This is a genomic window from Flagellimonas ochracea (assembly GCF_009903685.1).
Lineage (GTDB): Bacteria > Bacteroidota > Bacteroidia > Flavobacteriales > Flavobacteriaceae > Flagellimonas > Flagellimonas ochracea.
Window position 1 is genome coordinate 279,825 of sequence record NZ_JAAABI010000003.1, and the last position, 18,295, is coordinate 298,119.

An 18,295-nucleotide genomic window follows, 5' to 3' on the forward strand; every position below is an offset into this window, starting at 1 on the left:
CGGTATGTTCCTAGTGGATATGTTTGTGGGCTTTGTACGAAGAACGTACCAAAGCACCACTTTCCACATGCCTAAATCCCATTTTTAGCCCAATTTCCTCGTATTTTTTAAACTGCTCGGGCAGGATAAACTGCTTGACAGGAAGGTGCTTTTTGGAGGGTTGTAGATATTGACCTATGGTTACCACGTCAACATTTACACTTCTTAAATCTTCCATAGTGGCGATAACTTCTTCTTCTTGTTCGCCCAATCCCAGCATTATTCCAGATTTTGTTCTGTTAGCGCCATTTTTCTTTAAATAGTCCAAAACGCCCAAGCTACGGTCGTACTTAGCCTGTATGCGAACTTCTCGGGTAAGTCTTCTTACCGTTTCCATGTTGTGTGAAATAACTTCGGGAGCCACCTGTAAAATCCGGTCTAAATGGGTTTCTATTCCTTGAAAATCGGGAATTAAGGTTTCCAAAGTGGTTTCTGGGTTCATGCGTCGCACCGCTTTCACGGTTTCGGCCCAGATAATCGACCCCATGTCCTTCAAGTCGTCCCTATCTACCGAAGTAAGTACGGCATGTTTAATACCCATTATTTTGATGGAGCGAGCCACTTTTTCAGGCTCTGCCCAATCCACATTTTCTGGTCTTCCGGTTCTTACACCGCAAAATCCGCAGGAACGGGTACAAATGTTTCCCAGAATCATAAAGGTGGCGGTCCCTTCTCCCCAGCATTCTCCCATATTGGGACAGCTACCAGAGGTACAAATGGTGTGGAGGTCATATTTTTCCACCAATCCCCTAAGCTGGGTGTATTTTTTTCCTGTTGGAAGCTTGACCCGTAACCATTTTGGTTTTCCTTTGGGTGGTATAACGTTTTCTGCTACACTGGTGCTCATAAACTCAATTTGGTTTGCAAAGATAAGAAACTGGCAAGGAAAGTTGGGGTTTGAAGCAGGGTCACTTCTTCTTGATGATTTCCGCCAACAGCTTTTTGGCTCTTAGCAGTTTTACCTTGATGTTATTGACTGGTTCGTTAAGTTCTTTTGCAATGTCGGCATAGGACATTTCGTTGAAATAACGCAGGTTGATCACTTTTTGGTAGTGGGGTTTCAATTTTTTGATGTCTTGCAACAAATTAGCAAGATTTTGCTCGGTGATCAGCCTGTCTTCCACAGTTGGGGTTTCATCAAGCACTTTCCGCACCGCATCTTCTTGGGTATCCATACCATCTATGGGGCTTCTTTTTCTTTTTCTGATAAGGTCAACGTGCAGATTTTTCGATATCGTGATCAGCCAGGTTTTAAACTCGTAGGCTTCATCATAGCTCTGTATCTTGTCAAATGCATTGGAAAACGTTCGGATGGTAATGTCCTCGGCGTCATTCTCATTTCTTGTTCTCAACAGCTGAAAGGCATAAACTTCATTCCAATAGGTATCCAACAGCGTGCTAAAGGCAATTTGATTTCCTTGTTTCGCCTTTTGTATGGTTTCTTTGATTGAAGTATCAGTGTTTCCCAAAAATGTTATTTTCTACCTAGGTTGGCAAGAATTTATTGAAGCTCGGGAATAGAGTCCTTTTTACAATCTTGCTCGTCGGGAAGTTTTCCGCAAAATCCACATGCTTCTCCTTGTTTGTTAAGATATGGGCTTTGGCTCGCACAGGTTCCGGCAAATTTACCATCTTTTTTAGACCAAATTTTTATGGCAATGCCGGCAAAAGCCAATGCCAAGATTCCAATGGTCAAAAATGCTAACTTCATGTTCCAACTTTTGTGCAAAGGTACGAAATACCCCAATAAAAGAGAACGCGGTTTAAGGATACTTTAAGGGTAATGCCTAGTAGTTGATGTTGGCCACGATATTCTCCACTGTTGGGGCCGAGTTGCCTCCTTCCGGCTCCACAGTAATGTAGCCTATGGCATTGTCCGCATAGGGTAGTGCCAGTAATTTATCCTTATCATCAAATTGTTTGATGACGCCCAAATTCACTAACTCTCCGTTGACTTCGGCCCACATTTGAAAGCATTTGTTTTCGGGTAGATTAGGAACGTTGCTCACGTTGATATAGGAAAGCTTTTTTACGGGATTGATGTAGGCGACCGCTTTCAATTCTTTTCCTTCTCTTTTTCCCCTCAAGGCATATTTTTTTGTATCTGGATTATTAAGAACGATGAATTGGTTTCTCATATCGGCCAACTGATCCTTCATGTTATCCTCCAAATATTTGATTTTATTGGTGACAAGAGTGTTTTCTTGTTGTAGGGTCTTGTTCTGATTCCAGAAGAAATAGGAGGAACCGGCAAACAGCATAATGGCCACACTTGCGGCCACTGCGTAACGAAGGAGCTTTCTGTTGGCCACTTTTTCTTTTCTGGCACTATGCAGTATGATTTCTTTTAACCCTTCTGGGGTTTTCTTCGCATATATTTTGGCGAAAGCCTCCAAATTGTCCTGAAGTTCATTATAGACCTCCCTTACTTCGGGATACATAGTTATATATCGCTCTGCTTTGGCAGTTTCCTCTTTGTTGGTATCTTCCAAGAGGTATTTCTCAAGGATGTCCGAATCTAAAAACTGTTTTACTTTTTCTTTCATGGCATCGTTAGTATTATAAAAAGTAGACTCATTGCAGCGCCATATATCTTTCCAAGCTCTCTCAACCCAATTTTAAGTCTAGATTTTATTGTTCCCAAGGGAATGTCCAATTCATCACTTGCCTCCTGCTGTGTCATTCCTTCAAAAAAAAGAGCCTCCAGAACAATTCTATACTTGGATTCTATTTTATCCAGATTTTTTTGAATATCCAGATGTTCCGGCTTTATGCTTTCTACTCCAACATTATATACGTTAGAAGCATCGATTTGGACTTCTTTATCTGCTTTATTGTTGAGGCTTCGTAATTTATCGATGGCCGTGTTCCTTGTAATCCGAAATAACCAAGTGAACAATTTGGCCTTGGAGGCATCGTAGGTATCTGCTTTTTTCCAGATTTTAATAAAGCTTTCCTGAAGCACATCTTGAGCCAACTCTTCATCTTTTACTACTTTGTATGCCACACCGAACAAGGTGTCCCCATAATTTTCATAAAGTAAAGAAATTGCCTTATCGTCCTTTTCTGCAAGGAGCGAAACAATATGTCTCTCAATTAGTGTGCTCATTTTGGGCTACTTAAGGTAAAATTTATAGGGGGCAAAATCTAAAATAAGGTTTAAATCGTATATACTACAACGTTACGGCTTAAAAAGCATTATTGAAACATTTAATAAATGCGTAAATGGACGCTTTGTCGTAAGAGTTTATAAGTTTGGTTAGTTTGGTTTGGTATAACCCCCGTTATTGTTTCAATGCGGGGGTTATTTTATGACATTCACCTCTGGTTCAATAGTTATGCCAAATTTTTCAATCACTTCTTGTTGAATTTTATGTGCTAAATCCAACACTTCCTTACCTGTTGCATTGCCATAATTTACAAGTACAAGCGCCTGTTTTTCATGTACACCGGCATCACCAACCCTTTTTCCCTTAAATCCACATTGCTCAATCAACCACCCTGCCGGAACTTTAAAATAGTCCTTACCTACTTCATAATGGGGCATGTCTGGATGACGCTTCAAAATTTTATCCAATCTTTTTCTGGCTATAACCGGATTTTTGAAAAAACTACCACTATTCCCCAAGTCTTTGGGGTCGGGTAATTTGCTTTGTCTTATGGCTATGACAGCGTTGGAAATATCCCTTATTTTAGGGTAAACGATGCCCTGCTTTTTGAGTTCCTCTTCAATGGCGCCATATCCCGTATTCAAAATGTGGTTCTTCTTGGTCAATTTAAGGTTAACTGACGTAATGATATATTTATTTTTTGCTTCCTTCTTAAAAATGGAATCACGATATCCGAACTTGCATGCTTCCAAATCAAACGAAACCAATTCTCTTGAAGCTATCTCCATGGCAGCACAGCTTACAAATACATCTTTAAGCTCAACACCATAAGCACCAATATTTTGAATAGGGGCCGTTCCTGTGTTTCCAGGAATCAGCGAAAGGTTTTCCAATCCACCATATCCGTTTTCCAAACACCACATCACCAATTCATGCCAATTTTCTCCGGCCATGGCCTTCACTTCAACGGAATACTCATCCTCCTCTACAATGGTCTTGCCCTTTAGGTTGATGTGCATCACCAATGCATCAATATCTTTGGTCAGCAATAGATTGCTACCGCCACTTATAACAAATTTTTTGGGGTAGGCCTTGAGCTCAAGCACTTTTTGTAATTGCACCAGGCCAGTGATTTCCACAAAAAATTTTGCATTAACATCAATACCAAACGTATTATACGGTTTTAAGGATATGTTCTCTTGGATGTTCACTGGCTGAGGTACTGTTTAAGGGCCTCGCCCAATAAAAATACAGCCTTAATTAGTTTTTCTTTCTCTAGGACATAGGCAATTCGTATCTGGTTTTCACCCAAACCTGGGGTAGCGTAGAATCCTGCAGCCGGAGCTACCATTACGGTGCTGCCTTCCATTTCAAACTTCTCCAACATCCATTGGGCAAATTCATCCGCATCTTTAATGGGGAGTTCAACCACACAATAAAAAGCACCTTGGGGAACGGCTACTTTAACCCCGTCCAACTTTTGAAGTTCTGAAACCAGAATGTCCCTTCGGGACATGTATTCTTCAATAACATCATCAAAATAACTCTGTGGCGTGTCCAGAGCGGCTTCACTGGCTATTTGTGCCAAGGTTGGGGGAGACAGCCGTGCCTGCGCAAATTTTAAAGCTGTTTTTATGACATTCTGGTTTTTGGAGACCAAACACCCAATTCGTGCCCCGCACATACTATATCTTTTGGAGACGGAGTCTACAATAATGGCATATTCCTCCAGTTCCTTTTCTTGTAAAATGGAGTAATGCTGCCTTCCATCATAGGTGAACTCTCGGTACACCTCGTCGGCAATGAGGAAAAGATCATGCTTTTTTACCAGTTCCGCCAATTGTTTTATTTCCTCCTGGCTATAAAGATATCCCGTTGGGTTACCGGGATTGCAAATAAGCACCGCTTTGGTTTTTGGGGTAATCAGTTTTTCAAAGTTCGCAATGGGCGGTAGCGCAAAATTATTCTCGAGTTTAGACTCAATGGGTACCACATTAATCCCCATTGCGGTGGCAAAACCATTGTAATTGGCATAAAAAGGCTCAGGAATAATTATTTCATCGTCTTTATCCATAAGGGTTCCCATGGCAAAGGAAAGTGCTTCAGAACCTCCAGTAGTGACGATGATATCATCAGCAGAAACATGGATGTCATTTTTTGCATAGTATACCGCTATTTTGTTTCTGTACGCTTCGGAACCTTCGGTCATACTATAGGCAAGGACCTCGATAGTGTTGTTTTTTACCGCATCCAGAGCTATTTTGGGAGTTTTGATGTCGGGTTGCCCAATGTTGAGATGGATAACCTCAACACCCCTTTTTTTAGCTGCTTCAGCATAAGGGACCAATTTTCGTATGGGTGAGGCAGGCATTCGCCTTCCTTTTTCTGAGATACTTGGCATATGGAAAATTTAAGCAAAAATGGTAAAACCTGAACTCGAAAACAACAGATTCTACCATTATTTAGCAGGTTAGGGGAATGTTAAAAATAAGCAGTGCTCTTTGATTATTTTGTATATTTAAGATAGATAACCTGTTAGAAGTAAGCAAATTGAAAAAAAAGCTACATTTTATTGCACTTCTTTTAATGCTGATACCATTTTCGATTTCAGCACAAGGTTTTCGTTTGCCTGAAAATCAAAAGTTTCAAAAGATCAATTTTGAACTTATCAGCAATTTGATAGTCATACCCGTTGAAATCAATGGGGCGGATTTAACCTTTGTATTGGACTCTGGTGTAAGTAGACCTTTACTCTTCAATCTTTCAGACCAGGATTCTTTGCAGATTAACAATGTTTCTGAAGTGACCATTCGGGGGTTGGGGGACGGAGAACCTATGAAGGCCCTGAGCTCTTCTGGTAATAAATTTGCTTTAGGCAAGGCCAAGAATTATGATCAGGATTTGTTCGTGGTTTTGGATAAGGAAATTAATTTTTCAACTTCCCTGGGCATTCCTGTCCATGGAATCTTGGGGTATGAGCTATTTCGGGATTTTATAGTGGAGATTAACTACGGTTCTCAATATATAAAGCTTCATAATCCAGAATTATATGACCATGCTCCGCATAAAAGGTCACAGACCCTTCCATTGTCCATACAAAATAGAAAAGCGTACGTGGAAGGAACCGTATTGATAAAAGATTCTGAAAATATACCGGTTAAACTTTTGGTGGATACGGGTAGTGGAGATGCACTTTGGCTGTTTCATGAACCGGAAAAGGGGCTTGAGATTCCTGAAAAAAACTATGAGGATTATTTGGGTCGAGGGTTAAGTGGCGATATTTTTGGTAAACGCGCCAAAGTGAACGGTGTTCGCATAGGAGATTTTGAGCTCAAGGATGCCAAGGCTGCCTTTCCTTATCAAGAGTCCTTCGGATTTGCAAAAAATCTTGGGGACCGTAACGGAAGTGTAGGGGGTGAAATCTTGAAGCGGTTCAACATTGTCTTCGACTATCCAAGAGAACAGGTTACGTTAAGGAAAAATAATAATTTCAGAGATCCTTTTCACTATAACTTGGCTGGCATTGATTTACAGCACAATGGCTTGCGCTATATTGCAGAAAGAATAGCAGATTCCAGAGGTGTGGTGCGCGATGATGAATCCACCTTTGGAAATGTCCAGATATTATTGGAGAATAAGACTCGATTAAGCTTGGTACCTGAAATTATTGTATCGGGTATTAGAGCTGGAAGCCCAGCCGCAGAGGCCGGATTGCAAGAGGGGGATGTCATCCTTGCTGTGAACGGTAAAAGAATATACCGTTACAAGCTGCAGGAAGTCCTAAAAATGCTTAACGAGAAAGAAGGCAAGCGAATAAAAGTACTAATAGAGCGCTATAACAAGGACATGCTCTTCACATTTGTCCTTAAGAAAGTATTTGATGATGATTAAAAAAGCCCCATTTTATGGGGCTTTTTTTTTATCTATTAATATTCTTATTTCTTATTTAGCGCCTTCTGCCTTTACCGTTCCTTTTATTTTTAACACCTTAGTAGGCGTGTCCGCATTGGAAGTCACTGTAATGGCTTTTCGTATAGGACCAATCCTGTTGGTATCATACTTAACCTCAATTTGACCTGTTTTTCCAGGCAAAATCGGTTCTTCTGGCTTTTTTGGTATAGTGCAGCCACAACTGGACCTTACATTGCTAATTACCAAAGGTGCGGTACCGGTATTGGTAAACTCAAAAACACGGATTCCATCACTTCCCTTGGAAATTTCTCCGTAGTCGATTGTTTCACTTTTAAACTCGATTTTCGCTGTTGCATCTTGGGCATAAATCCCCAAAGAGAGCAGCCCGACGAATAACATGAGTACAGTTCTTTTCATCATTTATAGTTTTGGGTGAACCTCAAATGTAAATGTTTTCCCACCTACATCCAAAATTCTTTTGTTATGTAATAACGTTACTTATTTTTGTTTCGTATTTCTGGATTGGCCCTCAAGTGAAGAAAAGTGCAAATTAACATGAAGCATCTCCTCAAAAAGACCTATCCGGTTCCAAACGACAAAAACTATACCGAAAAATGGACATTCCATCAAAATATGAACCTCAAAGGGTAGAAGAACATTGGTATTCCTATTGGACCAAGCACCAGTATTTTAGTTCTAAACCAGATCAAAGGGAACCCTATACCATCGTGATTCCGCCTCCAAATGTTACCGGAGTGCTCCATATGGGGCATATGCTGAACAATACTCTTCAAGATGTATTGATTCGTAGAGCAAGGCTTTTGGGCAAAAATGCATGCTGGGTACCCGGAATGGACCATGCTTCCATAGCCACGGAAGCCAAAGTGGTGGCCAAGTTGAAGGAGAATGGGGTGGACAAAGCCGATTTGACCAGGGATGAATTTCTTGAACATGCCTGGGATTGGACCAATGAATATGGTGGGGTAATTCTTCAACAACTAAAAAAATTGGGTTGTTCCTGCGATTGGGACCGCACTAAATTCACCATGGATGATGATATGTCTGCCTCTGTGATAAAGGTTTTTGTTGATTTATATGAAAAGGGATTGATTTATAGAGGTTTTCGGATGGTAAATTGGGATCCTGAAGCCAAAACGACCCTTTCAGACGAAGAGGTCATTCATGAAGAAAGGCAAGGGGAGCTGTATTATTTGGCCTATCCTATAGAAGACTCGGAAGAAAAAGTAGTGATTGCCACGACCCGACCAGAAACTATTTTAGGAGATACTGCCATATGCATCAACCCTAATGATGAAAGGTATCAGCATTTAAAAGGTAAAAAAGCAATAGTCCCACTCTGCAACAGGGCGATTCCAATTATCCAGGACGAATATGTGGACGTAGAGTTCGGAACTGGTTGCCTTAAAGTTACCCCAGCCCATGATGAAAATGACAAGAATTTGGGGGATAAGTATAACTTGGAAATCATAGATATCTTTAATGAAGATGCCACGTTGAATGCCAACGGCCTCCACTACGAGGGAAAGGACCGTTTTGTTGCACGCAATGAAATAGTCAAAGAACTAGAGGAAAAGAAGTTTTTGGTGAAAACGGAGCCATACACCAACAAAGTGGGAACTTCTGAACGTACCAAGGCAGTAATAGAGCCACGTTTATCAGATCAGTGGTTTCTTAAAATGGACAGGTTGGCAAAACCTGCCCTTGAAGGGGTGTTAAAGACAGCGGACATCAAATTTTACCCTAAAAAGTTTGAAAATACGTATCGCCATTGGATGGAAGGCATACGGGATTGGAATATTTCCCGACAATTGTGGTGGGGACAGCAGATCCCTGCCTATTATTATGGTGATGGCAAGGAGGACTTTGTAGTTGCGGAGACACCTCAACAAGCCTTGGATCTGGCCAGAGCTAAATCCAAAAATTCCAACTTGGAGCTAAACGATCTGAAGCAGGACCAAGACGTGTTGGATACTTGGTTTTCCTCTTGGTTATGGCCCATAAGTGTTTTTGGAGGCATTCTGGAACCAGATAATGAGGAGGTAAACTACTACTATCCAACCAGTGATTTGGTCACTGCACCGGACATTATTTTCTTTTGGGTCGCCAGAATGATTATGGCTGGCTACGAATATCGGGGACAACGTCCTTTTGAAAATGTATATTTCACTGGATTGGTACGGGACAAACAACGGCGTAAAATGTCCAAACAATTGGGTAACTCACCCGATGCCTTAAAACTGATTAAGGATTTTGGAGCCGACGGCGTTCGCGTGGGTCTTCTGTTGAGTTCGTCAGCGGGCAACGACATTATGTTCGACGAATCACTTTGTCAACAGGGAGCTAATTTTGCCAATAAAGTATGGAATGCCTTTCGATTGGTGAAAGGGTGGGAAGTGGCCGATTTACCTCAGCCTGAAGCAGCTAAGATTGGACTCGGGTGGTATCAGGCCAAACTGAACCAAACATTGACCGAAATTGATGACCATTTTTCAAAGTATCGCATTTCAGATGCGCTAATGGCAATTTATAAATTGGTTTGGGACGATTTCTGTTCCTGGTTGTTGGAAATTGTGAAGCCTGCCTATCAAAAGCCAATTGACAAAACTACTTTTGATGCCGTCATAAAACTGTTTGAAGATAACCTGAAGCTGTTGCACCCTTTCATGCCTTTTTTGACCGAGGAAGTATGGCAACATATGGCAGAACGCACTCCTGAACAAGCCTTGATAGTTGCCAATTGGCCAAAGGTGGGTGATACCGACCCTGCCCTAATTAAAGATTTTGATTTTGCAGCTGAAGTAATCGCCGGCATACGTACCATTCGAAAGGAAAAGAACATCCCTCAGAAAGAGACACTGGAGCTATTTGTATTGAATTCCGAAAATGTTTCTGGAAAAATGAATGCCATTATTACCAAGTTGGGCAATCTTTCCAAGTTGGAGGTGATAAATATGGGTATGGATGGTGCCTTGACATTTCGCGTAAAAAGCAACGAGTATTTTATTCCGATAAGTGGAGCTGTGGACATTGAAGCAGAAATTCAAAAACTTACCGAAGAGCTCAACTATACCCGTGGATTTTTACAATCCGTGCAAAAGAAATTGAGCAACGAACGCTTTGTGAACAATGCCCCCGAAAAAGTGGTGGCCATGGAAAAGAAAAAAGCTGCCGATGCCGAAGCTAAAATTGACACTTTGGAAAAAAGTTTGGCCAGTTTGGGATAAATCTTAAGTGTTTTCAAGGGATTTTGATGAATAGGGAATCATCTTTTTGAAAGTTTAACATAGAAGTTTGTGGCTGTAAGGCTCAATCCAAAACCTTGATTCATCAATTGAATTGATAGGATTATCCAGTTTTTTTTAACTTAGAAACATGGAAACTTATGCTACCGCTTTATTATACGCCATACCCTTTTTTGTAGCATTGGTATTGTTTGAAGTGCTTTATGGGCACTTTGTGAAGAACCAAAAGCACAATGTTATGGATACTGTGAGCAGTTTAAGCTCTGGACTTACCAATATTGTGAAGGATTCATTGGGGTTGGCTTTGGTTTTGGTCACGTATCCCTATTTGGTTGAACACTTGGCAATTATTCAGATAGAGGCCAACTGGGCTGTTTGGTTAATAGCCTTCATCACAATTGATTTTGCCGGATATTGGAATCATAGATTGAGCCACCACATCAATATTTTTTGGAATCAACACGTAATACATCATAGCAGTGAGGAATTTAATTTGGCTTGTGCTTTGCGACAGTCCATTTCGAATGTAATCGGCTATTTTCCAATATTGCTGCTTCCTGCCGCTTTTCTCGGAATTCCCAATGAAGTTATTGCCATATTGGCCCCAATCCATCTTTTTGCCCAATTTTGGTACCATACACAGCATATTGGCAAAATGGGATGGCTGGAATACATTATAGTCACCCCGTCCCAACATAGAGTGCATCATGCCATTAACCCAGTGTACATTGACAAAAATTTGGGGCAAATACTTTGTATTTGGGATCGTTGGTTTGGAACCTTTCAAGAAGAACTGGATGAGGTTCCGCCCCAATATGGGGTTTTGAAGCCTGCGGCAACATGGAACCCTATTCTTATCAATTTTCAACATTTTTGGAGGTTGTGTGTTGATGCCTGGCGGACAAGGAATTTGTGGGACAAGTTTCGTATTTGGTTTATGCCCACAGGCTGGCGCCCCTCAGATGTAACGGTAAAATACCCTATTTCCAAAATTGAGGACGTCTACAATTTTTCCAAGTACAAACCCGATGCCTCCTTGGGTCTGAAGGGCTATGCTATTTTTCAACTGCTGTGCAATACCGGGTTGTTACTTTTCATGTTCTTCAACTATGCCGAAATAGGGTTCAATAACCTCCTGTTCTTTGGTGGGTTTGTTTTTTTAGGGATTTATGGTTATACCAGTTTGATGGATAGAAAACAACATGCGGTTTGGATAGAGGTATTCCGTGGAATCGCAGGATTGGTATTGATTTTTTTGACCGGTGATTGGTTCGGTATCAACACTTATTTGGCTTTGGGCAGTTATCTGGTGGCGATATACTTCCTTATCACTATTTTTGGCGGCATCTACTTCACCTATTTTGAAAAAAACTACGTGGCTCCGAATTTGGCTTCCTAAAGCTTCTTTACTTCATTGTTGACCAATTCCACATAGCTCCTCATCGCATCTTCCTTGTTGATGTTTTGTGCTTGAATAAGTGCATTGGCCTTAAAGGCATTGATCAAAGGTGTTTTACTTCCTGGGTTGTTGTAATTCTGATTGGCAATCTTGTAGTAGGCATATAATTTCAATAAAAGGTCTGCAGGCAGGGGTTCGGTGTAAGAACTTACAAAGTCCACCGCTTCCCTGAATTTTTTATGTAACTCCTCATCAATCATCCTTTTTCCGAATTGAGGCTATGCAAGTTCTCGCTCCCACCACTTTTTGATTCAATTTTACGGTGATATTACAATCTAAAGGTAAAAGCAGGTCCACTCTAGAGCCAAATTTAATAAAGCCAGCATCCTGTCCTTGGGTTACTTGTTCCCCTTCTTCAGCATAGTTCACGATTCGCCTTGCCATTGCACCTGCAATTTGCCGATATCCAATTTCCCCAAATTTTGGAGTATGGATCACAACAGTGGTCCGCTCATTTTCTATGCTCGATTTGGGATGCCATGCCACCAAATATTTGCCCGGATGGTACTTGGAATAGGTCACGGTACCGCTGGCCGCGTATCGGGTAACATGTACGTTTATAGGCGACATGAAGATGGACACTTGTCTACGACGGTCCTTGAAATATTCTGGTTCATCAACCTCTTCTATGGCCACGACCTTGCCATCCACGGGGGCCAGTATCTCATCGAAATTTGGGGTTACCAATCTTCTTGGATTCCTGAAGAACTGAAGAATCAGTATCAACAAAACCAAGGCAAACACCTGTGTGCCTATGCGAATCCATTCCACCCCAATGTAAAATTGGGTGACGATTATCGCTGCAACTACAATGAAAAAAGTAGTAATGATTATTTTTTGCCCCTCTCTATGAAACATAGGAAAATATATTTAACACCAAATACGCAAAGGGTGCTGCGAACACCAAACTATCCAAACGGTCCCAGATCCCTCCATGGCCCGGTAAAATGGCACCACTGTCCTTAACACCGGCCAAACGCTTGAATTTTGACTCTAACAAATCTCCCAAACCACCTGCAATTACAATAACTACAGCGAGTATCATCCATTGAAATAGGGTTAATATGGGTTCGTAGCCTGCCAAAAAGTAAGCCGTCAGCAATGCAAAAATAAGACCTCCCAGAGAACCTTCAATGGTTTTTTTTGGGGAAACTGCAGGATATAGTTTAGTTCGGCCCAAGGTTCTTCCGACCAAATAGGCAAAAGTGTCGTTCACCCATATCAAAATAAAAATTCCCATAATCAGGATTTTTGCGAAACTATCCTGCTCGTAAGGAATCATAGTAAGGAAAATACAGCCACCACCAATGTAGAGTAGGCCAATGACGAATTTTTGAACATCACTGAATTTTCTTGGCTTTTTTGAAAATAAAAATGTGATCAGGGACATATTGACACCTAGGGTCAGTAGCATCAAAAGGGTGATGGGCAACTCATCCTCCACTAGATAAATATAGGCCCACCAAAGCATCAAATAGGCTAAAAAAATATAATAGCCCTTCAACCGAACTATTCTTTTGAATTCATATAGACAGGCCAGGCCAAAGGCCATAAAAAGAAAATCGAATGCATCTGAACTTAAAAAAACAGACCCCAAAAGGAGTACCACATAAATGACGCCTGTTAACGAGCGCCTGAGAATTTCTTTCATGGGGTTAGTAATCTTCTAGGAGCAAAAGATATACATTTTTTGAGGCACTTCCATAGGAAAGGAAATCATTTTTGTTTTCGGGGCTGGGCTGAAAGTGCTTCAATGTGGTAATGTTGTTCGGGATGTTCTTCTGGTACTTTTCTTTTATCACTTTCAATGCTTCACTGATGGAATCGACCAGTTGGCTCGTAGTGGCAAATACAATAAGATTGGAGGGCAGCTCGTCCAATTTCTTTTCTTTTATTTGGTTGGAGCAGACCAGAATGGAGCCGTTATGTGCTATAAGATGTTCGCAGGTTGTGAAAAAGATATCACTGTCCTGCCTATTTTGGGTAAAGGAAATGTTTTCTGATGCAAATCTACTTTCCAATCTGAAATCCAACGAATAGAAAACCTGGTTTTGCCAATTGTTCTCGGAAATGATATTCTGTAGGGCCTCGGAAACTTCGGAGAAATCTTCACAGTATATAAACTTGCCGCCATTTTTTTTGAAGTAAATGGTAAACTTCTCATCCACTGGAATTTTTAGGTCAGGCATGTGCTCTCCACGAGTCTCCACAGTTTCCTTAGAAACCCTTTTACCACCACCGAAAAGCTTACCAAAAATTCCCATTGATGTTTTTAAGAACTTTTATTCATTAAATGCGACTTATTTGAAGTGAATTATTCCGCAGTTTCCAACTCTTCTTTTTCAAAAGGTCTTTTGCCAAAGATTTTTTCTAAATCATCTTTAAATATAACCTCTTTTTCCAATAACCTTTCTGCCAGTTCAGTAAGCTTATCTTTATTTGCTTCCAATAATTTAATGGCCCGATGGTATTCTTTTTCAATCATTTTTGATATTTCCATATCAATTGTTTGGGCCGTTTCTTCGCTGTAAGGTTTGGTGAACCCGTACTCGTTCTGTCCCGAGGAATCATAATACGTGATATTGCCCAATTTATCATTCAGCCCATAAATGGTGACCATGGCCCTTGCTTGTTTGGTCACTTTTTCCAAATCGCTCAGCGCACCCGTCGAAATTTTATTGAAAATGACCTTTTCGGCGGCCCTTCCCCCCATAGTGGCGCACATTTCGTCCAACATTTGCTCTGGGCGTACAATAAGTCGCTCTTCTGGTAAATACCATGCAGCCCCCAGAGATTGTCCACGGGGTACTATGGTAACTTTTACCAAAGGTGCTGCATGCTCCAGCATCCAGCTTACCGTGGCGTGTCCCGCTTCATGAAAGGCAATGGTTTTCTTCTCTTCGGGAGTAATGATTTTATTTTTCTTTTCGAGTCCACCGACAATCCTATCGACGGCATCCAAAAAATCCTGTTTGCCCACCGCCTTTTTCTCTTTTCTGGCTGCAATCAGGGCTGCTTCGTTACATACATTCGCAATGTCGGCACCGGAGAAACCGGGTGTTTGCTTTGCAAGAAAATCCAAATCTAGCGTTTCTGCAGTTTTTATTGGGCGTAAATGCACCTCAAAGATTTCTTTTCGCTCTCTAAGGTCTGGAAGATCCACATAGATTTGACGGTCAAATCGACCGGCACGCATCAATGCTTTGTCCAACACATCGGCCCTGTTGGTCGCCGCCAACACAATTACGTTGGTATTGGTGCCAAAACCGTCCATTTCGGTCAACAGTTGATTGAGGGTGTTTTCACGTTCATCATTGGAGCCTGTAAAGTTGTTTTTTCCCCGAGCTCGTCCAATGGCGTCAATCTCATCAATAAATATGATGGCAGGGGATTTGTCCTTGGCCTGTTTGAACAGGTCACGTACCCTAGAAGCACCCACACCTACGAACATTTCCACAAAATCAGAACCTGAAAGCGAAAAGAAGGGAACTTTGGCTTCGCCGGCAACGGCCTTTGCCAATAGTGTTTTACCAGTTCCCGGAGGCCCTACCAACAAGGCGCCTTTAGGAATTTTGCCCCCGAGTGAGGTGTATTTATCCGGATTTTTGAGGAATTCCACAATTTCTTGTACTTCCTCTTTGGCTCCTTCCAGTCCTGCAACATCTTTAAAAGAGGTGCGAGTATCTGTTTTTTCGTCAAACAGCTTGGCCTTGGATTTTCCAATGTTAAAAATTTGACCACCAGCGCCTCCTCCGGCCCCACCAGACATCCGTCTCATGAGATAAATCCAAATGCCTATGATCAGTGCAAAAGGGAGCAAGGAAAGCAGGAGTTCACCGAGTACGTTTGATTCTGTGTCGAAATCAACGATGGTATCTAGGTTGTTCTCCTTTTTTATGGTATTGATTTCGTCCTCAAAGTTTTGAAGGTCACCATAATCCAAGATATATTGGGGGATTTTCCCTGCTGAGAAATTAAAAGGTTTCTCTGCAACATCCTTATGAACATCTTTCTGTAAAGCTTCTTCCGTTAAGAAGACCTTTGCCTGTCTGGTATTGGTGATAATGAGTATTTCAGCAATATCCCCGTTTCTCAGAAACTCTTGCAGTTCTGAGGTGGTAGTTTTTTCAGTGCTTGACAAACTACTTCCACCAAAGAATTGGAAGCCAATAATCAAGGCAATGACCACACCATAGACCCACCAGGAGCTAAAACGAGGTTTTTTCGGAGTATTCGAATTGTTTTCTTTTGCCATTTTTTTTAAGAATTGTAGCTGCTCTCCACCATGGTGACCTTGGCATCTCCCCAAAGTCCTTCAATGTCGTAGAATTCCCTAATATGTTTTTGAAATACATGTACCACGACATTTACATAATCCATCAGTACCCATTCCGCATTTTCGGAACCTTCTATGTGCCAAGGTTTGTCGTGGATGGCCTTACTGACCGTTTTTTGGATGGATGATATGATAGCGTTTACATGCGTATTGGAAGTACCATTGCAGATAATGAAGTAATCACAGACCGTATTTTCAATTTCCCTAAGATCAAGTAGATTGACATCTACCCCTTTAACTTCCTCTATCCCGTCTAAAATTAAGGCAATTAGCTCATCTGCACTAGCTTTCGTTTTCTGCATTCAAAAATTTTAGTTTTTACAAAGTTATATTTTTTTTGTTTTCTTAGCCCCAGATTTTAACATATCAATAAAGCCTACCACATTGGGAGAACACTTTCAAATAATCAAACTTGATGCCACGGACTCCACGAACCAGTATTTAAAGAATTTGGTTGTGACGAAACCCCTTGAAGATTATACTGTGGTCATAACGCCCAATCAGCTTAAAGGTAGAGGTCAGATGGGTTCGCAATGGCAATCTGAGGCTGGTAAAAACCTAACATTCAGTTTTTTAAAAAAATTTGATGCGCTAAGGGTAGAACACCAGTTTAATTTGAACATCTGTGCTTCGTTAACAATCTGCGAGGTTCTTGGGCTACACGGAGTTCCTAATTTAAAAGTGAAATGGCCAAACGACATTATGTCAGGTTCCTCTAAGATATGTGGTATATTGATAGAAAACATGCTCAGGGGTCGTTATGTGAGCTATTCGATAATTGGTATTGGGTTAAATGTGAACCAGACTTCGTTCCAAAATTTGGAAAAGGCATCTTCCTTGAAATCATTGGTGGGCAAATCTTTTGATTTGGATGATCTATTGCATGATGTCATGAGGCAACTGAAACACCATTTTAGCGAAATTGAAACAAAAACGGTGACCCAAATGTTGCCGGCTTATGAACGTTTGCTTTTCCGAAAGGACAAACCCTCCACATTCAAGGACAATGAGGGTGCAGTTTTTATGGGTTTTATAAGAAGAATTGCACCTAATGGCAAACTAGTAGTGGAATTGGAGGATTCCAAAATTAGAGAATTTGACCTGAAACAAGTTACACTATTGTACTAAGCTAGATTTTATCCATATTGGACGATAGAGTCTCCATGAAGTTGGTTATGGGCGATTTTATCATCATGGCCATCATGGCATTGAACTGCCCCTCGAAACTAAGGGCCACTTCGCTCTCATTTTCACTAAGGGCCGTAATATCACCAGTTAAGGTAAATGGCAATTTATCACTGGCCGCGCCCAGAACCACTTTCTCGTTGGGGTACTGTTCTTTTAGCTGCAAAACGATTTCCGGCATCCCTTTGAGCGCAAATTTGAACGTTTTTTCATCCAATACTTCAAATTTGTCAATATTGTCGGGCATTAGGGTTTCAAAGTTTTTGATTTCAGTTAAAAATTCAAATACTTCTTTGTCGCTTTTGGCTACTTTCTTTTTAGAGGCTTCGATGTGCATTATGTTATATTATTTCCACTCTTGCGGATTCGACTTCCATTGCAAAAGGGTTTGTAATTGTGATTCTTTGATATAATGAGTTTCAGAGGCTTGCTCGATTAAATGTTCATAATCGGATAGTGTGTGGAGTTCCACTCCTTCTTCTTCAAAATTGGAAGTGGCAATCGGAAATCCGTACGTGAAAATGGCAATCATACCTTTTACGTTGGCATTTTGTGCCCTTAGTGCCCTTACTGCATTTAAGCTACTTTTCCCGGTGCTGATGAGATCTTCAATAACCACTACGTTCTGACCAGCTTGAAGATATCCTTCAATTTGGTTCTGTCTTCCATGGGACTTTGCCTCAGGCCGCACATATATGAAGGGTAATCCAAGAGCTTCTGCCACCAAAATTCCAATGCCAATGGCACCAGTGGCGACCCCAGCGATTACATCGGGTTTTCCGTATAGCGTTTCCACTTGTTTGGCCATTTCCTCCCGAACAAAATTCCTTATCTCTGGATAAGAGAGCATAATTCTGTTATCGCAATAAATTGGCGATTTCCAGCCAGAAGCCCACGTAAATGGATTTTCGGGTTCCAACTTAATTGCATTAATTTGCAGCAGTAGTTCGGCAGTTTTTTTTGCTGTTCCCTTCTCTAAAACCATTGCGCA

General features: G+C 41.2%; 20 protein-coding genes. 4 read left to right on the forward strand and 16 right to left on the reverse strand.

The features are described from left to right. Positions 1 to 10: 10 nt before the first annotated feature. The 7 genes from lipA to GTQ34_RS11315 form a co-directional block, all read right to left on the reverse strand. Entirely contained in the window at positions 11 to 886 is an 876-nt protein-coding gene (lipA, locus tag GTQ34_RS11285) for a lipoyl synthase (RefSeq protein ID WP_166523909.1), read from the reverse strand. A 61-nt stretch (positions 887 to 947) separates the two neighbouring features. After that, the gene (locus GTQ34_RS11290; protein WP_166523910.1) at positions 948 to 1,508 is read right to left on the reverse strand and encodes an RNA polymerase sigma factor; all 561 of its coding nucleotides are present in this window, start codon (positions 1,506 to 1,508) and stop codon (positions 948 to 950) included. A gap of 32 nt (positions 1,509 to 1,540) precedes the next feature. Continuing rightward, a complete protein-coding gene (locus GTQ34_RS11295; protein WP_166523911.1) occupies positions 1,541 to 1,750 on the reverse strand; it encodes a membrane or secreted protein in 210 nt (69 codons plus the stop codon). 76 nt (positions 1,751 to 1,826) lie between these two features. Beyond that, a complete protein-coding gene (locus tag GTQ34_RS11300) occupies positions 1,827 to 2,585 on the reverse strand; it encodes an anti-sigma factor (protein WP_166523912.1) in 759 nt (252 codons plus the stop codon). Beyond that, positions 2,582 to 3,148, reverse strand: a complete 567-nt coding sequence (locus tag GTQ34_RS11305) for an RNA polymerase sigma factor (RefSeq protein WP_166523913.1) — start codon at positions 3,146 to 3,148, stop codon at positions 2,582 to 2,584. The genes GTQ34_RS11300 and GTQ34_RS11305 overlap by 4 nt, the downstream gene beginning before the upstream one ends. Before the next feature lie 195 nt (positions 3,149 to 3,343). Next, a complete protein-coding gene (gene murB, locus GTQ34_RS11310; protein ID WP_166523914.1) occupies positions 3,344 to 4,360 on the reverse strand; it encodes a UDP-N-acetylmuramate dehydrogenase in 1,017 nt (338 codons plus the stop codon). After that, positions 4,357 to 5,550, reverse strand: a complete 1,194-nt coding sequence (locus GTQ34_RS11315) for a pyridoxal phosphate-dependent aminotransferase (protein ID WP_166523915.1) — start codon at positions 5,548 to 5,550, stop codon at positions 4,357 to 4,359. Before GTQ34_RS11315 ends, murB begins: the two co-directional genes overlap by 4 nt. Before the next feature lie 149 nt (positions 5,551 to 5,699). On the opposite strand from GTQ34_RS11315, the gene GTQ34_RS11320 reads away from it, so the two are divergent. Next, positions 5,700 to 7,040: an aspartyl protease family protein gene (locus tag GTQ34_RS11320; RefSeq protein ID WP_313790453.1), complete on the forward strand. Its 1,341-nt coding sequence runs from the start codon at positions 5,700 to 5,702 to the stop codon at positions 7,038 to 7,040. Positions 7,041 to 7,091: 51 nt separating this feature from the next. On the opposite strand, the gene GTQ34_RS11325 is transcribed toward GTQ34_RS11320, so the two are convergent. After that, positions 7,092 to 7,481: a DUF1573 domain-containing protein gene (locus GTQ34_RS11325; protein ID WP_166523916.1), complete on the reverse strand. Its 390-nt coding sequence runs from the start codon at positions 7,479 to 7,481 to the stop codon at positions 7,092 to 7,094. Between the two features lie 194 nt (positions 7,482 to 7,675). Between GTQ34_RS11325 and GTQ34_RS11330 the strand changes: the two genes are divergently transcribed. Together GTQ34_RS11330 and GTQ34_RS11335 are read left to right on the forward strand one after the other, a co-directional pair. Beyond that, positions 7,676 to 10,306, forward strand: a complete 2,631-nt coding sequence (locus tag GTQ34_RS11330; RefSeq protein ID WP_166523917.1) for a valine--tRNA ligase — start codon at positions 7,676 to 7,678, stop codon at positions 10,304 to 10,306. 148 nt (positions 10,307 to 10,454) lie between these two features. Continuing rightward, entirely contained in the window at positions 10,455 to 11,723 is a 1,269-nt protein-coding gene (locus GTQ34_RS11335; RefSeq protein WP_166523918.1) for a sterol desaturase family protein, read from the forward strand. Here the strand turns inward: GTQ34_RS11335 and GTQ34_RS11340 are convergent. Genes GTQ34_RS11340 through rsfS form a run of 6 tightly spaced genes read right to left on the reverse strand, consistent with a single transcriptional unit; the run spans position 11,720 to position 16,421 of the window. Continuing rightward, on the reverse strand, positions 11,720 to 11,983 hold the full coding sequence (locus tag GTQ34_RS11340; protein ID WP_166523919.1) for an acyl-CoA-binding protein: 264 nt from the start codon (positions 11,981 to 11,983) through the stop codon (positions 11,720 to 11,722). The two genes, GTQ34_RS11335 and GTQ34_RS11340, sit on opposite strands and share 4 nt — an antisense overlap. Continuing rightward, the gene (locus GTQ34_RS11345) at positions 11,976 to 12,641 is read right to left on the reverse strand and encodes a phosphatidylserine decarboxylase family protein (protein ID WP_166523920.1); all 666 of its coding nucleotides are present in this window, start codon (positions 12,639 to 12,641) and stop codon (positions 11,976 to 11,978) included. Before GTQ34_RS11345 ends, GTQ34_RS11340 begins: the two co-directional genes overlap by 8 nt. Next, on the reverse strand, positions 12,631 to 13,434 hold the full coding sequence (locus tag GTQ34_RS11350) for a phosphatidate cytidylyltransferase (RefSeq protein ID WP_166523921.1): 804 nt from the start codon (positions 13,432 to 13,434) through the stop codon (positions 12,631 to 12,633). The genes GTQ34_RS11345 and GTQ34_RS11350 overlap by 11 nt, the downstream gene beginning before the upstream one ends. 4 nt (positions 13,435 to 13,438) lie before the next feature. Next, positions 13,439 to 14,047, reverse strand: a complete 609-nt coding sequence (locus GTQ34_RS11355; protein WP_166523922.1) for an LUD domain-containing protein — start codon at positions 14,045 to 14,047, stop codon at positions 13,439 to 13,441. Between the two features lie 50 nt (positions 14,048 to 14,097). Further along, the gene (gene ftsH / locus GTQ34_RS11360; RefSeq protein WP_166523923.1) at positions 14,098 to 16,038 is read right to left on the reverse strand and encodes an ATP-dependent zinc metalloprotease FtsH; all 1,941 of its coding nucleotides are present in this window, start codon (positions 16,036 to 16,038) and stop codon (positions 14,098 to 14,100) included. Between the two features lie 5 nt (positions 16,039 to 16,043). Then, positions 16,044 to 16,421 (reverse strand): ribosome silencing factor, encoded by a 378-nt coding sequence (rsfS, locus tag GTQ34_RS11365; protein ID WP_166523924.1) that lies wholly within the window; start codon positions 16,419 to 16,421, stop codon positions 16,044 to 16,046. Positions 16,422 to 16,503: 82 nt separating this feature from the next. Between rsfS and GTQ34_RS11370 the strand changes: the two genes are divergently transcribed. Next, the gene (locus GTQ34_RS11370; protein ID WP_166523925.1) at positions 16,504 to 17,247 is read left to right on the forward strand and encodes a biotin--[acetyl-CoA-carboxylase] ligase; all 744 of its coding nucleotides are present in this window, start codon (positions 16,504 to 16,506) and stop codon (positions 17,245 to 17,247) included. A 1-nt stretch (position 17,248) separates the two neighbouring features. On the opposite strand, the gene GTQ34_RS11375 is transcribed toward GTQ34_RS11370, so the two are convergent. Beyond that, positions 17,249 to 17,641 carry an SRPBCC family protein gene (locus tag GTQ34_RS11375; RefSeq protein WP_166523926.1) on the reverse strand — a complete coding sequence of 131 codons (393 nt, stop codon included), beginning with the start codon at positions 17,639 to 17,641 and terminating at the stop codon, positions 17,249 to 17,251. 9 nt (positions 17,642 to 17,650) lie between these two features. Beyond that, a complete protein-coding gene (pyrE, locus tag GTQ34_RS11380; RefSeq protein ID WP_166523927.1) occupies positions 17,651 to 18,289 on the reverse strand; it encodes an orotate phosphoribosyltransferase in 639 nt (212 codons plus the stop codon). Positions 18,290 to 18,295 lie beyond the last annotated feature (6 nt).

Bases quoted from the DNA above. Each gene is read 5' to 3' on its own strand.
- lipA (WP_166523909.1), bottom strand. From the start codon at position 886: ATGAGCACCAGTGTAGCAGAAAACGTTATACCACCCAAAGGAAAACCA.
- GTQ34_RS11295 (WP_166523911.1), bottom strand. From the start codon at position 1,750: ATGAAGTTAGCATTTTTGACCATTGGAATCTTGGCATTGGCTTTTGCC.
- GTQ34_RS11300 (WP_166523912.1), bottom strand. From the start codon at position 2,585: ATGAAAGAAAAAGTAAAACAGTTTTTAGATTCGGACATCCTTGAGAAA.
- GTQ34_RS11305 (WP_166523913.1), bottom strand. From the start codon at position 3,148: ATGAGCACACTAATTGAGAGACATATTGTTTCGCTCCTTGCAGAAAAG.
- GTQ34_RS11315 (WP_166523915.1), bottom strand. From the start codon at position 5,550: ATGCCAAGTATCTCAGAAAAAGGAAGGCGAATGCCTGCCTCACCCATA.
- GTQ34_RS11325 (WP_166523916.1), bottom strand. From the start codon at position 7,481: ATGATGAAAAGAACTGTACTCATGTTATTCGTCGGGCTGCTCTCTTTG.
- GTQ34_RS11330 (WP_166523917.1), top strand. From the start codon at position 7,676: ATGGACATTCCATCAAAATATGAACCTCAAAGGGTAGAAGAACATTGG.
- GTQ34_RS11335 (WP_166523918.1), top strand. From the start codon at position 10,455: ATGGAAACTTATGCTACCGCTTTATTATACGCCATACCCTTTTTTGTA.
- GTQ34_RS11340 (WP_166523919.1), bottom strand. From the start codon at position 11,983: ATGATTGATGAGGAGTTACATAAAAAATTCAGGGAAGCGGTGGACTTT.
- GTQ34_RS11345 (WP_166523920.1), bottom strand. From the start codon at position 12,641: ATGTTTCATAGAGAGGGGCAAAAAATAATCATTACTACTTTTTTCATT.
- GTQ34_RS11350 (WP_166523921.1), bottom strand. From the start codon at position 13,434: ATGAAAGAAATTCTCAGGCGCTCGTTAACAGGCGTCATTTATGTGGTA.
- GTQ34_RS11355 (WP_166523922.1), bottom strand. From the start codon at position 14,047: ATGGGAATTTTTGGTAAGCTTTTCGGTGGTGGTAAAAGGGTTTCTAAG.
- ftsH (WP_166523923.1), bottom strand. From the start codon at position 16,038: ATGGCAAAAGAAAACAATTCGAATACTCCGAAAAAACCTCGTTTTAGC.
- rsfS (WP_166523924.1), bottom strand. From the start codon at position 16,421: ATGCAGAAAACGAAAGCTAGTGCAGATGAGCTAATTGCCTTAATTTTA.
- GTQ34_RS11375 (WP_166523926.1), bottom strand. From the start codon at position 17,641: ATGCACATCGAAGCCTCTAAAAAGAAAGTAGCCAAAAGCGACAAAGAA.
- pyrE (WP_166523927.1), bottom strand. From the start codon at position 18,289: ATGGTTTTAGAGAAGGGAACAGCAAAAAAAACTGCCGAACTACTGCTG.